The organism is Streptacidiphilus sp. MAP5-3 (assembly GCF_041262505.1).
Taxonomy (GTDB): Bacteria; Actinomycetota; Actinomycetes; order Streptomycetales; family Streptomycetaceae; genus Streptacidiphilus.
On sequence record NZ_JBGCCL010000002.1, the window covers coordinates 13,856 to 28,892 of the forward strand.

Annotated in this window: 18 protein-coding genes and 1 pseudogene; 12 read left to right on the forward strand and 7 right to left on the reverse strand. The window is 70.2% G+C overall.

The features are described 5' to 3' along the window. The first annotated feature begins 420 nt into the window (after positions 1–420). From ABH928_RS03730 to ABH928_RS03745, 4 genes are all read left to right on the forward strand, one after another. Positions 421–705, forward strand: a complete 285-nt coding sequence (locus tag ABH928_RS03730) for a J domain-containing protein (RefSeq protein ID WP_370062957.1) — start codon at positions 421–423, stop codon at positions 703–705. 176 nt (positions 706–881) lie between these two features. Further along, positions 882–1,253 carry a hypothetical protein gene (locus ABH928_RS03735; RefSeq protein ID WP_370061948.1) on the forward strand — a complete coding sequence of 124 codons (372 nt, stop codon included), beginning with the start codon at positions 882–884 and terminating at the stop codon, positions 1,251–1,253. A gap of 197 nt (positions 1,254–1,450) precedes the next feature. Then, complete coding sequence (locus ABH928_RS03740; protein WP_370061950.1) at positions 1,451–1,774, forward strand: PRC-barrel domain-containing protein; 324 nt, start codon at positions 1,451–1,453, stop codon at positions 1,772–1,774. Between the two features lie 27 nt (positions 1,775–1,801). Then, the gene (locus ABH928_RS03745) at positions 1,802–1,969 is read left to right on the forward strand and encodes a hypothetical protein (protein ID WP_370061952.1); all 168 of its coding nucleotides are present in this window, start codon (positions 1,802–1,804) and stop codon (positions 1,967–1,969) included. A 141-nt stretch (positions 1,970–2,110) separates the two neighbouring features. On the opposite strand, the gene ABH928_RS03750 is transcribed toward ABH928_RS03745, so the two are convergent. Then, positions 2,111–2,491 carry a hypothetical protein gene (locus ABH928_RS03750; protein WP_370061954.1) on the reverse strand — a complete coding sequence of 127 codons (381 nt, stop codon included), beginning with the start codon at positions 2,489–2,491 and terminating at the stop codon, positions 2,111–2,113. A gap of 1,006 nt (positions 2,492–3,497) precedes the next feature. On the opposite strand from ABH928_RS03750, the gene ABH928_RS03755 reads away from it, so the two are divergent. Then, positions 3,498–3,779, forward strand: coding sequence for a MerR family transcriptional regulator (locus ABH928_RS03755; protein WP_370062959.1), 282 nt, complete (start codon positions 3,498–3,500; stop codon positions 3,777–3,779). A 407-nt stretch (positions 3,780–4,186) separates the two neighbouring features. Here ABH928_RS03755 and ABH928_RS03760 read toward each other — a convergent pair whose 3' ends face one another. Further along, on the reverse strand, positions 4,187–4,408 hold the full coding sequence (locus ABH928_RS03760) for a hypothetical protein (RefSeq protein ID WP_370061956.1): 222 nt from the start codon (positions 4,406–4,408) through the stop codon (positions 4,187–4,189). Between the two features lie 466 nt (positions 4,409–4,874). Between ABH928_RS03760 and ABH928_RS03765 the strand changes: the two genes are divergently transcribed. The 3 genes from ABH928_RS03765 (at position 4,875) to ABH928_RS03775 (ending at position 7,516) form a co-directional block, all read left to right on the forward strand. Beyond that, the gene (locus ABH928_RS03765) at positions 4,875–5,078 is read left to right on the forward strand and encodes a cold-shock protein (RefSeq protein ID WP_370061958.1); all 204 of its coding nucleotides are present in this window, start codon (positions 4,875–4,877) and stop codon (positions 5,076–5,078) included. 359 nt (positions 5,079–5,437) lie between these two features. Beyond that, entirely contained in the window at positions 5,438–7,006 is a 1,569-nt protein-coding gene (locus tag ABH928_RS03770) for a DEAD/DEAH box helicase (RefSeq protein ID WP_370061960.1), read from the forward strand. A gap of 141 nt (positions 7,007–7,147) precedes the next feature. Further along, complete coding sequence (locus ABH928_RS03775; protein ID WP_370061962.1) at positions 7,148–7,516, forward strand: CBS domain-containing protein; 369 nt, start codon at positions 7,148–7,150, stop codon at positions 7,514–7,516. A 288-nt stretch (positions 7,517–7,804) separates the two neighbouring features. On the opposite strand, the gene ABH928_RS03780 is transcribed toward ABH928_RS03775, so the two are convergent. The 3 genes from ABH928_RS03780 to ABH928_RS03790 form a co-directional block, all read right to left on the reverse strand. Then, positions 7,805–8,167, reverse strand: a complete 363-nt coding sequence (locus tag ABH928_RS03780) for a hypothetical protein (RefSeq protein WP_370061964.1) — start codon at positions 8,165–8,167, stop codon at positions 7,805–7,807. A gap of 95 nt (positions 8,168–8,262) precedes the next feature. Continuing rightward, entirely contained in the window at positions 8,263–8,589 is a 327-nt protein-coding gene (locus ABH928_RS03785) for a hypothetical protein (protein ID WP_370061966.1), read from the reverse strand. A 462-nt stretch (positions 8,590–9,051) separates the two neighbouring features. Then, the gene (locus tag ABH928_RS03790) at positions 9,052–9,936 is read right to left on the reverse strand and encodes an aldo/keto reductase (protein ID WP_370061968.1); all 885 of its coding nucleotides are present in this window, start codon (positions 9,934–9,936) and stop codon (positions 9,052–9,054) included. Here ABH928_RS03790 and ABH928_RS03795 point away from each other — a divergent pair. After that, a complete protein-coding gene (locus ABH928_RS03795; protein WP_370063002.1) occupies positions 9,923–10,180 on the forward strand; it encodes a hypothetical protein in 258 nt (85 codons plus the stop codon). The two genes, ABH928_RS03790 and ABH928_RS03795, sit on opposite strands and share 14 nt — an antisense overlap. A gap of 196 nt (positions 10,181–10,376) precedes the next feature. Continuing rightward, positions 10,377–11,270 carry a helix-turn-helix domain-containing protein gene (locus ABH928_RS03800; protein WP_370061970.1) on the forward strand — a complete coding sequence of 298 codons (894 nt, stop codon included), beginning with the start codon at positions 10,377–10,379 and terminating at the stop codon, positions 11,268–11,270. 125 nt (positions 11,271–11,395) lie between these two features. Here ABH928_RS03800 and ABH928_RS03805 read toward each other — a convergent pair. Beyond that, positions 11,396–12,525: pseudogene (locus ABH928_RS03805) on the reverse strand (IS256 family transposase). A 244-nt stretch (positions 12,526–12,769) separates the two neighbouring features. Between ABH928_RS03805 and ABH928_RS03810 the strand changes: the two are divergent. Both ABH928_RS03810 and ABH928_RS03815 read left to right on the forward strand, forming a co-directional pair. Next, positions 12,770–13,234: a methyltransferase domain-containing protein gene (locus tag ABH928_RS03810; protein WP_370061972.1), complete on the forward strand. Its 465-nt coding sequence runs from the start codon at positions 12,770–12,772 to the stop codon at positions 13,232–13,234. 330 nt (positions 13,235–13,564) lie between these two features. Then, complete coding sequence (locus tag ABH928_RS03815) at positions 13,565–14,377, forward strand: hypothetical protein (RefSeq protein WP_370061974.1); 813 nt, start codon at positions 13,565–13,567, stop codon at positions 14,375–14,377. A gap of 51 nt (positions 14,378–14,428) precedes the next feature. Here the strand turns inward: ABH928_RS03815 and ABH928_RS03820 are convergent, their stop codons facing one another. Beyond that, positions 14,429–15,037, reverse strand: a complete 609-nt coding sequence (locus ABH928_RS03820; protein WP_370061976.1) for a hypothetical protein — start codon at positions 15,035–15,037, stop codon at positions 14,429–14,431.

A 15,037-nucleotide genomic window follows, 5' to 3' on the forward strand; every position in this document is an offset into this window, starting at 1 on the left:
CCCGGTCTGTCCGCGCGACACCCCGACCCCTCTGCGAGGCCGGCACCATGACCTGGCAGACGAAGACCGACCCGACTGTGGACGAGGCCTTCTGGGACCTCGTCTGGTCCGACCCCGACCTCCTGGCGGCCGACCTGCACGACCTGGCCGAAGAAGACCTCCTGCTCCCACCATCCGACCGCACCCCGCCCAGCGGTCGCTCGGCGCCAACACCGCGAGCTCCTGGCCGACCTGCCCCGGATGGCTCCCCGCGGCGGCTGCCGCTCTCGCGCGCGGTGACCACCGCAGCGTCGGGGAAGGTTCGCAGTCCGCCGCACACCCCGGAACGGTGCCGGCACACCCGCTGAGGATGACAAAGGACGGCAGGCGACCAGGGAACCGGGCTGGGACGCGGTCGAGGACGCGCGCCGGGTACTCGGGCTGCCGTTGGGCGCCGACCTGGAGCAGGTCACGCGTGCCTACCGTGTACTCGCCCGCGCCTGGCACCCGGACACCAGCCCCGATCCGGCCTCCCCGGCCCGGACTGCCGAGGTCCTGGCCGCCTACCGCCTCCTGAGACGCGAGGCCCAGAATGGTTCCCGGCCACAGGACCCGGGCCGGTCACCGGCCCCGGCAGCACCCAGACCGATGCGACAGCCGACGCGACCGCGCGGCGCCACCGTGGTGGCCGGCCCGGTCCGCGTCCACAACCTGCCCGCAGAGTGAAGCGCCACCGCGCCCCGCCGGCAGGTCACCGACCCCGCCAGCCACCGCCCCGAGCGCCACCACGCACCGATGCTCGGCGCCCACGCCCACCGCCCACCCCTCCAGCCCGGCCCGCCCACCCCTACCAGCTGGTACACCACCCCACCGCAGCAGCCCGCACCAGACCGGAGTCCGTCATGACCGGCGCCCGCAGCCCGCACCAGGCCGCAGCGGCAGCGACCGAGCAGATCCGCAGCCTCGGCGAAATCACCGCCCGGCCCGGCTGCTTCCCCTACCCCATCGACGCCCACCACACCCTCGGCGCCCTCGCCGGGATGCTCGAACAGCTCCCGCTGACCCTCCACCAGACCGCCGCGGCGATCAACGCCATACCCGACCAGCACCTCGCCGTCCTGGACGACCCGCCCATCCCCTCACGGGTGCAGGCCGTCGTGGCCACCGAACTGGGCCTGGCCATCGCCGCCCTCGAAGAAGCCGCCACACACCTGCGCAGAGCCCAGCACACCACCGCCGAACTCCTCTACACCGGCCCCATGCCCGGACCGTGACACCGCAGCGGACACACCCAGCATCACCCGGACGGGTGGAGCACGGGTCCTCGCGCGCGCGGTGACGGCGTCCCGCGGCAACCAGACGGCATGATCATCATCGGGCCGACGGTCACCCGCCAACTTTGGGCGATCACGGCAACCAGGGAAGGGAGGCCTGGCAGTGATCGCGATAGTCGATGTCCGGGAGTTGGCGCATGCACGACGTGGTGGACCGCGACGGCAAGAAGATCGGCACGCTGGAGTCCGTCTATGTGGACACCGCCACCGACGAGCCCAGCTTCGGCACCGTCACCGTGGGCCTGCCCACCAGGCACCGCCTGGTCTTCGTGCCACTGGACGGCGCGCTGGTCGGCCCGGGCTACCTGAAGGTCGCCTTCGCCAAGTCCCAGGTCAAGGACGCGCCAGCGATCGACACCGACGGGGTACTGCCCGCCGAACAGGAACCGGCGGTCTTCGCCCACTACGAACTGCCCTACACGCCCGGCGAGGGCGGCGAACGCCGCCTCGCCCGACGCTGACCAAGCACCACAGGGAAGGCCCAAGCCATGGTCCTCGTACTGCTGCTCATCCTGGCCGCCGTCGCGCTCGGCATTATCGGCGCGGTCGCCAAGGGCCTGTTCTACCTGCTCATCATCGGCGTGGTCGTCTTCCTCGCCGCGCTGCTCCTGGGCGGACTCAAAGTCCGCGGCGGCGCGCGGCGTCCCAGCCGCTGACCACCGCCCCCGCAGCGTCCGGGCCGTCACCGGCCTGCACCAGGCCGGTGACGGCCCGGTGGACGGCACGCTCCTCCACAACGTATTCGCCAGGACCCGGGCCAACGGGATCACCGGACGGCCCCGGGTCCTGGCGTACGGTCACTGGTCGGAGTAGCTGAGGTCTCCGACAGTCCAGCTGTTGATGTCGGCGATACGGATGCGGTACATGCCGCCGGTATGGGGCAGCCCGTAGCTGCCCTGCAGGATGCGCGCCAGGTGCAGGTGCAGGTGGGTCGGCCGTCCGCTCTGGTCCAGGTCGGCGGCGTGCTGCGCCTCGGCGGCGGCGAAGGGCGCAGAGAACGGCTTGAGGTGTTCCGATGCTTCGAGGACCTCGGCGACGCGCTCGCGCCACAGGCTTTCCGGGGCCAGCCTGCCGGTGATGACGGCGCCGGGCACGACCACGGTGAGGGGCATCTGGTTGCTGTGCTCGGACTCCACCATCGCGGCGATGTCGGCGAGCAGCCCATCGGGTTTCGACATGACGCCAGATTATTGCGCCGCACCGGCACTCTTCACAGGACCCCGTGCCGGCTTCGTGGTCGCCCCGGCGATCGTGGCGCGGACACCAGATCCCCGGCCTGCCGGCACGTGCAACTCCCGCGCCGAGGCTCTGCGCGCGGGGCCTGTTCACGGCGGCAGTCCCTCGCGTGAGCCGTTGCCCACCGAGCCAAACCAAGGTTCCGGCCGCTCCCGCTCCCGCTCCCGCTCCCGCTCCCGCTCCCGCTCCCGCTCCGAGCACAAGACCGTGCGGTCCTGCTGGCATGCGCCCGCGTGCGCCCGCGCGGCAGGAAGTTAGCTCTCCCCAGGGCAATGCAAAATCTATGCTCGCTGGAGTAGACATTGCCCTCGTCGGCGGTTAGTGTTTCTCTCGTAGTCAGCAGTCGATGAGACCCGCCAGACATGAACTGGCGGTCCGCAGGACAGCAGTTTTCGCACGACGGTCCGGCAGCAGAGCCCCGAAGCCGAGCAAGCGCAGGAAGGGCGACGGAGCTGGCTGCCGGACCGGGCGGCCCGCGGTTCTCAAAGGGGCCGCCGCCTCTGCAGTACGGAAGTGCCAGCAGTCACAAGAACACAGCAGGGAACCCAGCAAAGGCGCCAGGACTGCGGGCGCGCGTGCTGGCCGGCACGACCAGCAGTACGCAGTTTCCCCGTCAGCTATCAGATGAACGAAGGAGGGCGCAGGCGCCATCAGGATCGCCCGGCCGGTGAACACGCGCCCGGGCGGATACCGCAGACCCCAAGGCAAGGACGGTGGTTTCCGGTCACGCTTACGCGATCCCCGCACGCCCCATCCCCCCGGGCGGTGCGGAAGAACAGGACCGGCTCCGGCCGGTAGATGGTGTTGTTTCCCTTCGGGGCCCCGGGCCGACACAGGTCCCGGGGCCCCTCGACGCGTTCTCGCGAGAACCAGAGAGGTGCAGTGACTCCCACGCCCAGTCCCGACACAGCCCACACGTTCGACGACGACGACTACCCGGCCTACACCATGGGCCGCGCCGCCGAGATGACCGGTACCACCCCCGGATTCCTACGAGCGCTCGGCGAACACCGCCTGATCACCCCACTGCGCTCCGAGGGCGGCCACCGCCGTTACTCCCGCTACCAACTGCGCCTGGCCATGCGCGCCCGCGATCTGGTCAACCAGGGCACCGCCGTCGAGGCCGCCTGCCGCATCGTCATCCTCGAAGACCAACTCGAAGAAGCCCTACGCATCAACGAACAACTGCGCCGCGCCGACTCCGGGCAGGAGCCCACCGCCGACACCTAGGGTCCAAGCCCGGGGCGTCCTGCGCCCCGGGGCCCTGGCGGGCTCGTCCTGTCCCGGCCGTCGGTTTGGGGTGTGCAGGGAACGAGCCCGGCGGCAAGACCGCACGGGCGAGGTCGCCGTCCGTAGCCCCGCTACGGGCAGGCGCAACCGGCAACGGCCGGTGTGGGAATGATTCACCACACCCACGCGAAGCCGGCCCCGGACGTCCGGGGCCGACCCGCAGCGCCGGATGTGCGTTCCTTGTCCACCGATCGCTGGGGTCGTCACCCTGGGGAAGCCTCGTCCCCGCAGTGCGCCGCCGGGATGAGCCCGACCAAGGCGACAGGGAGCCGCCCGCTGTCTCGGGACTGGGAGGTCACGGGCGGGCGATCGAAAAGACCAGGTCCTGTGCCCAGGTCCGGCTGAAGTCAGAGCTTGAACATCCCCGCATACGGCTCGTAGATGCGTTCCTGCTGCGATCCGAAGTCGACGAGCACCGCACCGTCGCTCTCGACGCCGATGGCCCGGCCGAGGCCGAAGCTGTCATGGGTGACCCGGTCACCCAGGGCGAACCGTTTGAGGGGTGCCTCGACCTTGGCCTTGAAGGGACTGGTGGGCAGGGGCCGCCGGACTGCTGCTGATTTTCTCATTGGCTCCAGTATGTGCCGGAATCCCTGAAAAGGCAGTCCCCTGGGAGCTGAATTCGGCGGCGCGCGATGGCCGTCCGGGGTTCGAACCGCCGGGGCGCCAGTGTCGGCGACACCTGTCCCAGATCCAGCCGTGTCACGCTTCCGGGAGCCGCCGCCAAGCGGACCACGGGGGCGGCCATGTGCTCAACCATCGGGCTGTCACGGCGTGTTGGCGGGGCCGGAGGCCTGGTGGGTGGTGGGCGCGGAGACGTCCTCCCGGAACTGGGGGTGAAATATCCGGGCAGGGCCGGCCGGGGCCTGCTAGGATCTCATCAGTTGCAGTAGTGGTTCCCATGAACTTTGTGTGCGCCTGCTGATGTTTGCAGGCGCATTTTTGTTTCCCGGTCTTTTCGGGTGGGTGCTCATCGCGGCGACTCGAAGCCCGCGCCGTGCGCGCTTCGGACAGCCCCTTGAAGGAGATTGTTTTATGGCTAATGGCACTGTGAAGTGGTTCAACGCGGAAAAGGGCTTCGGCTTCATCGAGCAGGACGGCGGCGGCCCGGACGTCTTCGCCCACTACTCGAACATCAACGCCAACGGCTTCCGTGAGCTGCTCGAGGGCCAGAAGGTCGAGTTCGATGTCGCGCAGGGCCAGAAGGGCCCGCAGGCCGAGAACATTCGTCCGCTGTAGTTTTTCTGCCGAGGCACCCGCCCAGCAGCGAGGGGTCCGCACCGCGTACATGCCCGGTGCGGGCCCCTCGGCATTGCGCCACGACCCATGTCCGGCCGTTCAGGCCCTTGGTCCCGCAAACCGCTCCCGCGAACGCACAGCGTCCAGTCCGACGCACGGCGCCCCCACCACGACGTCGCACGTTCGAGGTTTCTCGCTCCCGCCCCTTTTCGGTGAGCGCCGACAGTAGGTGACGTGCCGCGCGGCGGTACCGTCCACGCTCCACCCGCCACATTCTCGGCCCGTTCTCTTGTGGTCTCCGCCTGCGCCTCACGCTGCGGAACCTTCCTGGTGACGTGCCGCCCTAAGGAAGGTTCCGCATGATTCATGCACGTCGCTCTTCGCACCAGGACTCCGGTTCCCGTTCCGCCGAAGGATCACGGTCCGGCGGCCGAGCCCGCGGGTCCCGCTCCGCCGGCGGCAGCGGGGACCGATCCGGCGGTGGCGCCTTCTACGGTGCCCGTTCCGGGAACGCACGGTCGTCGTCAGCCCCAAGGGGGCGTCAGGGCGACGCTCCGCAGGGCGAGTTCGCGATCCCGGTCAGCGTCACACCCGCACTTGCGGCCGTCGAGTCGTTCGGCGAGCTGGACATGCCCAACGCGCTGTTGTCGGTGCTGACCCGACAGGGCGTCACCTCCCCGTTCCCGATCCAGGCCGCGACGCTGCCGAACGCTCTGGCGGGCCGTGACGTGCTGGGCCGCGGGCGCACGGGTTCGGGCAAGACCATCGCGTTCGGCCTCGCCGTGCTGGGCCGTACCGCCGGTCGGCGTGCCGAGCCGCGCCGCCCGCTGGCCCTGGTACTGGTGCCCACACGAGAGCTGGCGCAGCAGGTCACCGAGGCGTTGACCCCGTACGCGCACGCGGTGCGTCTGCGGATGACGACCGTGGTCGGCGGGATGTCGATCACCCGGCAGGCGCGGGAGGTGAGCCGCGGAGCGGAGGTCGTGGTGGCCACCCCGGGCAGGCTCATGGACCTGATCCAGCGGGGCGACTGCCTCCTGGACCGTGTCGGGATCACGGTGCTGGACGAGGCCGACCAGATGGCCGACATGGGCTTCCTGCCGCAGGTGACGGAGCTGCTCGACCAGGTGGCCGACGGCTGCCAGACGATGCTGTTCTCCGCCACGTTGGACCGCAACGTCGACCGCCTGGTGCAGCGTTTCCTCAAGGACCCGGTCACCCACTCGGTTGATCCGTCCGCTGGAGCGGTCAGCACGATGGAGCACCACGTCCTGCATGTGCAGAGCGCGGACAAGGACGCCACGATCGCCCGGATCGCCTCCCGCGACGGCGGGGTGATCATGTTCACCGACACCAGGCACGACGCCGACCGTCTCGTGGCGGACCTGCTCGCGAACGGGGTCAAGGCCGCCGCCCTGCACGCAGGCAAGTCCCAGCCCCAGCGCACCCGCACCCTCGAGCAGTTCCGCACCGGACAGGTGACCGCGCTGATCGCCACCAACGTCGCCGCCCGCGGCATCCACGTTGACGGGCTCGACCTGGTCGTCAACCTGGCCCCGCCAAGCGACCACAAGGACTACCTGCACCGCGGCGGGCGCACCGCCCGGGCCGGCGAGTCCGGCACGGTCGTCACCCTGGTCCTGCCCCACCAACGCCGCCAGACGGCTCGCATGATGGCCAACGCAGGCATCACCCCGGCCTCCGCGCACGTCCACTCCACCGACGAGGTGCTGGCCCGCGTCACCGGTGCTCGCGTCCCCACCGGAGTTCCCGTCGTCATCGCCGACCCCGTCGTCGAACACCCCCGCCGCAACGCCGCCGCGCGGCGCGACCACCGCGGCCGCCCCGCCCACACCAGCCGCAACCGGCCGACCACCAGCAGCCCCCGCAGTACAGCGATGCCGAGGCGCACCGCTCCCGCCGCATAACGCTCCCACCGGCGTCGGACCACAAGGGTCCGTCAACGGCGCACGCCCCAGGCAGGAGTCGAGCACCAGCGCCAAAACTCACGCCGACCCCGCCGCAGCAGCTCAAAGGAGCCCGCCATTTCCCTTGCCCCCGACCCCGCCATGACCGCCGCGACAGTCGGCGACCTCATGAAACGCCCGGACCTGCAGATCAGCGATGACGTGACCGTCGATGCCGCGATGGACATCCTGCGCAGCTCTGGATCCCCGCACATCCTGGTCCGCGACGACGACGGCCGCTGCGCCGGATTGCTGACCCGTCAGCACCTCGCGCCGTTCCAGACCCGCTCCTGGTACACCGAACGCACCCCGGTCCGCAACGCCAAGATCGACCGCGCCCCTTTCGCGACCGCCGACATGTCCGCCGGTACCGCTGCTGCCACCATGCACTCGCGCGGCCTGGCAGCCTGGCCCGTGGTGGACCACGACGGAAACGCCATCGGCCTGCTCAGCTTCCAGAGCCGTCCGTGACCCAGGCCGGCGAAGGACGGGGTGGCGGGCGGCCACGGCATCGAGACGTCGCGAGCCCGGTGCCCGCGAGATGCCGGGAACCGCAGAGCCCCGCGTCGGGTGAAGAGTGACAGCTGAACGGGGTGTCGGTCGGACCGAGATCGATGACTCGGATCGGTGGCCGGTTCGTACAACGTTCGGGGAGAGCCTGCCGACTGTGAAGGCAGGGGCCCGGCGGGGCGTGATCCCCGCCGGGCCCGGGGCCTCGGACTCAGTCGTGTGCAGTCTCTAGTCTCTGCTGTCCGGCTCTCAGTGCTTGTAGGACTCCAGGTAGGCGGCGGTCGGCGAGCCGACGCCGGTGGCGTTGGAGAAGCCGGGGGTGGCCACCAGGCCGTAGTCACGGCCGAAGGCCACCAGGGCGGCGTTCAGGCTGCCGTTCTGCAAGCCGTTGTCGAAGACCGCGTTGAGCGGCGGCTGGCCGTTCAGGGCCGTCTTGTTGACGATGTCGTGGAAGTCCTTGGTACCGAACCGGTCGTAGATCTCCGGGTTGGCGAACCCGAGCGGACGGTCACCGCGGGCCTGGTTGGCGTCGGCCGGGACGGCCGTCCAGCACGGGGAGGACACGCTGGTGCCGCCGTAGCCGCCTTCGCTGTACGGGCTGCCGTCTGACACTGGCTTCGGCTATCAGCACGCGTTCAGGCAATGTCGCCAACAGCTTTCCCTTTGGTGCGAGCCGGGACCCGACCGCCACGACGTCGCCGGCCACGTCATCCCCAAGATGAGGGGAAGCCGGCGAGCTGCGCGTCGAACGGTACCGGGGCGAAGAACTCCTGGAGAACCACACCGACGACGCCCTGTGGGAACTCATGTACTTCGGCAAGGCCCGACCTTGACGGGCCCCAGTCCGCGTAGCGCCCCAGATCGCCGTCGACGATGCCATGGCCGAACGGGGCGAGTGCGTCCGGGATCGCCCGGCGGACCGGGCAGCCGACCGGGTTGAGGACCAGGTCGACACCCTGGCCCGGGGGCGCGTCCGCTTCGACAGCGTCGCCGGGGACCTCCCGCCGCTCCTTGTATGGCACCCCCGCCTGCATGCTGACGCTCCTTCAGCCACACCCACTCGTGGTGTCACCTGAAGGTGGCATCTTCCGTCAGACGCCGACGGGCGTCACCTGGCCGGACCTGCCGGACGGCACCTGTCCGCGGGCGCGCATACCGTCGCAGTACGTGGTACGTGCCGCGAGCTCGACGGAATTCGCACGACGGAGAGCTGGCCCGAGGCCCGTTCGGCCGTCCCTCCCTTGCGCATGTCGGCTTAGGCGATGTTGTCGGCCAAGGGATCGTAGGCAGGCCTGAGTTCGTCGCACCGCGCGTCGGCGTCGCAGCGCTCACGCCCGACGAGGTGGGCGCCGAGATCCTCAACGTGGATCCGGACCCCGCCCCGTAAGCGGTGAACAGGTTAGGGGCATGCCCCCCTCGTCGGACCAGTACCACCATGCTGCTTGACCTGCACGGACGGGGTTTTCGGCACGACACACGGCTGATCCGATCGGGGGTCAGGCCTCGGGGATCGCGCGGCCGTAGGCCTCCAGGGTGATGTCGGCCGGTTCGGGGCCGCCGCGGACGCCGGTGTCGAGGGCGTCCAGGGCCGCGAGTTCGGTGGTGGTGAGTTCGAAGTCGAAGACGTCGAAGTTCTCTGCGATGCGCTCGGGGCGTACGGACTTGGGGATGGCGGAGCGGCCTTCCTGCAGGTGCCAGCGGATCATCACCTGAGCCGGGGTCTTGCCATGGGCGGTGGCGATGGCGGTGATGGTGGGGTCCTCGAAGGTGCTGGTGCCGGTGCCGCGGTAGCTGGTGATGCCGCCGATCGGCGACCAGGCCTGGGTCAGGATGCCGTGGGCGGCGTCGGCGGCCAGTACGTTCGGCTGGGTGAAGTAGGGGTGCACCTCGACCTGGTTCACCGCGGGCACGATGTCGGTCTGCCTGAGCAGCGCGTCGAGGTGGTCGGGCATGAAGTTGCTGACGCCGATCGCACGCACGCGTCCATCGGCGAGCAGGGTCTCCAGGGCGCGGTAGGCGTCCTGGGTGAGGTCGAAGCGGCTGGGCAGGGCCTGGTGCAGGATGAGCAGGTCGATGTGGTCGACGCCGAGCTTGCCGGCGCTCTTGTCGAAGGCGTGGAGGGTCTGGTCGTAGCCGTAGTCGCTGATCCAGACCTTGGTCTCGATGAACACCTCGTCGCGGTGCAGCCCGGAGTCCCGGATGGCTTCGCCGACGCCGCGTTCGTTGGCGTAGGCGGCGGCGGTGTCGATGAGGCGGTATCCGGTCTCCAGGGCGGTGCGGACGGCCTGTGCGGTGACGTCCGGGGGCGTCTGGAAGACACCGAAGCCGAGGGCGGGCATCGTCACGCCGTTGTTCAGGGTCACGTTCATGGTCATGTTCATGGTGTTCTCCGAGCGGATTGCGATGGGCTGGGGCGAGGTGGTTCAGGGGGTGACGAGGACCTTGGGCCTGGCGGTCTGCCATCGCTTTGTAGCCGTCGCGGACGCCGTCCAGGTCGACGGCGTGGTCGAAGACCCGGCCGGGTTCGATGCGGCCTTCCAGGACGTCGGGGAGGATGTCGTCGATGTAGTGGCGGGCCGGATCCACGCCGCCGGTGAGGGTGATGTCGCGCATGGCCCTCGGTGAGCCGGCGACCCGGCCCGGAGTGTGGGCCGGAGCGGCGGTGCGGGCGGTGCTGGACATCGGTGCCTCCTGCGGTGGACCTGCTGGTGAATCGCTCTCCAGACAACACCGCCACGGCCGCCGATTCGACACCGAAGGAGACCCTGCCAGGGTCCCCCAGACGCGTGCCCTACAAGGGGTCCGGCCGTAGTGTCGAGGCATGGACCGACGCAGCGAGATCCGCGACTTCCTCACCACCCGGCGCGCCCGCGTCACCCCCGAGCAGGCCGGCCTCACGGTCTCCCCCCTCGCCGGGACCCGCCGCGTCCCCGGCCTGCGCCGCGAAGAAGTCGCCCTGCTCGCCGGGGTCAGCGTCCCCTACTACACCCGGCTGGAGCGCGGCGATGCCCGAGGCGCCACCGACGCGGTCTTGGACGCCATCGCCCGCGCCTTGCTCCTCGACGACGCCGAACGCGCCCACCTTTTCGATCTCGTCCGGGCCGCCAACGCCACCGCGGGGACCGCCGCCCAAGCGGGTACTCCGCGCCGTCCCCGGCGCCAGCCGGTCCGCCCGGAGCTGTGGAACATGCTGGAGGCGATGAACGGCGTCCCGGCCTACATCCGCAACGGCCGCCTCGACCTCCTCGCCGGCAACACCCTGGCCCGCGCCCTGTTCGCGCCGGTCTTCAACAGCCCCGCCCGGCCGGTCAACTCCGCCCGTTTCACCTTCCTCGACCCGGCCGCCCCCGCCTTCTACCCGGACTGGGACGCCGTCGCCGACCAGAACGTCGCCACCCTGCGCACGGAAGTCGGCCGCAACCCCTACGACAAGGCCCTGTCCGATCTGATCGGCGAGTTGTCCACCCGTGGCGACACCTTTCGCGAGCGCTGGGCGCAACACGAAGTCCGCCGCCACCGCGCCGGCGCCAAACGCCTCAACCACCCCGTCGTCGGCCAACTCACCTTCACCTACGAGACCATGGAACTCGCCGCCGACGAAGGCCTGTACCTCATCGTCTGCGGCGTCGCCCCCGGCAGTCGAGACGCCGAGGCACTGGGCCTACTCGCCAGCTGGAACGCCCCCGTACCGAGCACATCATCGTCCAGCACCTGACGCGGTCCTTCCCCTCTCCTCCGACAACGAAGCACAGACGGCCGTGCCCTTGCGACCAACCGTCCAGGTGAGTGCAGGCGATGGGAGTGTCCTGATCTTTGTGGGTGGCCGGGTGTCGGTGACTGTCAGTTCGTCGTGACGCGTTCGCCGTAGCAGCCGGCGAGGCTGTTGATGGCCTGTTTCCAGGCGGGGGTCCTGCCGGTGACGTTGGCCCTGTTCTTGATCGGGTTGCGGATCACCAGGTAGAGGACCTTCAATGCGGCGTCGTCGTCGGGGAAGTGCCCGCGTCGTCGGGTGGCCTGCCGGAAGCGGGAGTTGAGGGACTCGATCATGTTGGTGGTGTAGACGACACGGCGGATCGGGGCGGGGAACCGCATGAACACGATGACGTGCTCCCAGCTGCGGCGCCAGGTGTCGATCACGGCCGGGTAGCGCTCGCCCCATTCCTCCTCGAAGCGGGTGAACCGCTGCTCGGCCTCCTCGGCGGTCTTGGCCGTGTAGACCTCCTTGAGTTGGCGGGCGATCACACCCCAGTGCTGCTTGGCCGTGTAGCGAAGGCTGGTGCGGACCATGTGGACCACGCAGAGCTGGACATCGGTCTGCGGCCATACGTCGTTGACCGACTCGGGCAGGCCCTTCAACCCGTCGCAGCAGGCGATCAGCACGTCGGCGACACCGCGGTTGCGTAGTTCGGTCAGCCAGGTCATCCACTGCTTGGCGCCCTCACCGCCGGTGCCGACCCACATGCCCAGCACGTCGCGGTCGCCGTCGAGGTTGATGCCGACCGCGATGTAGACCGGCTTGTTGGCCACGGCTCCGTCGCGGATCTTGATGTAGATGGCGTCGATCAGCAGGACCGCGTAGACGCGGTCGAGCGGGCGGGTGCGCCAGGCGGCGAGGTCGGAGGCGACCTGGGCGGTGGCGCGGGAGACCAGGTCGCGGGAGACGTCGATGTCGTAGACCTCGGCGAGGTGGGCCTGGATCTCGCCGGTGGTCAGGCCTTTCGCGTAGAGGGAGACGATGGTTTCGGAGAAGCCGTCGACGCGGCGGGCGTGCTTGGGCACGATCTGCGGGGTGAAGTCGCCAGCCCGGTCACGGGGATGTTGATCCGGACCGGGCCGACCTGGGACAGGACGGTCTTCCTGCTGGTGCCGTTGCGCTGGTTTCCTGACCCGGCACCCGCTGGGTCTCTCTTCTCATAGCCCAGGTGCTCGGCCATCTCGGCCTCCAGGGCGCCTTCCAGGACCAGCTTCACCAGCCCGGTCAACAACCCGTTCTCGCCGACCAGTTGCAGGCCGTCCCCGGCGAGCCCTCTCGATCAAGTCCTCTGCCAGCTCCCGGTTCTGTTCGGCCATTGCTCGTGCCAACTCCGCCCCCGTCTGCACCTGGTGCTCGTTCTCGTGGGGGCTCTGCTCGTTCGTGGTGCCCATCGTGATCCTTCCCAGCACGGACCCCGGTCCATGCCCATCGGGTCACACCAGGCCAAACCCACAAACTTCATGACAGTCCCGGATCTCGGATGCGGTGCCAGCCAGGCCGCCGCCCACCTCGCACGCGACCACCACGCCCACGTCACCGCGCTCGACAGCTCCGCGCCGCAACTACGCCGCGCCAAGGAGCGCTTCGCCGACCAGGGCAACCTCACGTTCGTCCACGCCGACGCAGTCGAGTACCTGCACCGCAACCCCGGCGTCTGGGACGTGGTCTACAGCTGCTGGAGGAATGGGTTCTTCGGTCCCGCATCGGCGACGCGGCAACCACGGCCGGTCAGCTCCGCCACCTGCTCACCGTCCAGCGCCTCCCATCGCTGGCCGCGGGGCTGTGCGCCGAGCACTACATCGCAGTCAAATAGCAGTGCACGGTGGCGGGTTGGCTCCCTGGATGATGTGCCAGCGCTCCACCTGCGACCAGCGCTCCGCCCGCGTCCAGTGCCCCAACGACTTCCGGCGGCGCGGCCAGCGTGAAGACGGCCATGGTGCCGGCTCTTCCGCCCGTCCTGCTCGGCGGTCCTGACGGTTGGTCAGCCCTGGGGCAGGCCGCGCTAGCGTCAAGGGCGCGTAACGATGGTCCGGAATCACGTCACGAGCCCGTCAGGACCGGACGGACAGGGGGACCTGTCAGTCACGCTGTAGCCACTTCGCAGGTGACGGCGGTCCCGCGCTCCCGTCCGTGCGCGGGGACGTCCGCCTGCGCCGGGGTGCTCGCCGGAGCGGTTGCAACGCCGCAGGATGATCGGGTGATGGCGCCCAGCGAGGGCGCGATCGGATCGGCTTTGCGCCGGATGAGGAGGACAGATGGTCAGGGCCGATGTCGCGCTCGCGGATCTGGGCGGAGTCTGGCGCCGTACATTCGTGCGCGAGGCAGACGGCTCGACGGACCGTGCCAGCAGCGTCACCTGGGTGCAGGGCCCGTCCCTCTTCGGCGATCTGCGCCGGCCCGCCGGACTCGAACCGACCATCGGAACGTCGCGGCTGGCGGACCTGGACCGCCCCCAACTGCTTGCCCTGTGCGGCCAGAAGGCCTTCGCCGGCACGCTGCACCAGCATGGCGAAGCGTTCAGCTGGGTGCGCCTGATCGACCTGCACCCCGCGGCTCCGCTCCCGGACACCGGCACCCTGCGCTGGGAGGAGGGCGTCCTGGTGGAGGAGGGCCTGCACGAGGCCTACCTGGAGAACTGGGAACGCATCGGAAGCCCACCCGTTCACCCGGCGGCAGCCCTGCTTGAGGATCCGCAGGACGGGTGTACAGGGCTGCTTGTCCGCGCCGGCTCGTGGTTCTGCTACGCCAGGGACCGGTCAGCGCCGTTCCCGACGCAGCTGGTCCCGCTCGTCGACCAGGTGCGCGGCTGCGATCGCCGCGCGCAGGCGGCGGCTCTGCTGGACTGCGAGGTGTCGGTCGGGCGGGTGCGTGCGGGCCGGTGGGAGATCGTCCGCTCCACCTTGCCGCATCGCGTCGGGGCCGACCTGGGTCCCGAGTGGAACCGCGTCGGGGACAGGCTCCGGACCCGCGACGCGGGTCCGGAGGGGCGGTCACGCCCGCGCGACTGGCAACTCGTCCGCGCGGAGGGCTCGTTGGGCACTCTCGCGGCTCGCGACGTACATGCGTGAACGGCGGCGCCGACAGCCCGGCCTCACGTGCCTCCCGTGCCTCACGTTCGGTCAGGGCGGCAGCGCGACCTCGGTCGCCGGTCCCGGCCGGTCCCGGCGGCGCAGCAGGATCAGCAGGGTGCCGCAGAGCGTGAGCAGGTAGCAGGAGAAGCCCGCAGCCGGGAACGTCCACGCGGGCAGCGTGGCCAGGGTCAGTGCTGCACTGACGCCCATGAGCGCGTAGACGGTCCGGTCCTCGCTGGCCGGCTGGCGGTGGCACTTCACGATCGTGGGGACCGCTGCGCAGCCGTCGGCCAGGATGCTCAGGGCGAGCGCGGCCGCCGGGTCCGCGCTGATCCACCAACCGACCAGCGCAGCCACGGACAGCGCAGCGCAGCACAGTTCGGCGCGGCTGGGGTGCACCGCGCGGAACCCCGGGCGGCTGAGCGCGCACAGGAAGACGATCAGGGGGCCGAGCCCCACGCTGAGTGTGGTGACGGCGGCGAGGCCGGCGTGGCGGGCGATCTGGGCCGCGAACGCCACGCCCGGTGCCACCGCCCACAGCAGCCAGGTCACGGCGTTGGGCCGGACCGATCCGCGGAGCGTCCGCACCGCGTAGACGCCGCTGCCGCCCAGGTTGAGCGCCGCTCCGAACGGCACCGCGAACAAGGAGAGCGGCAT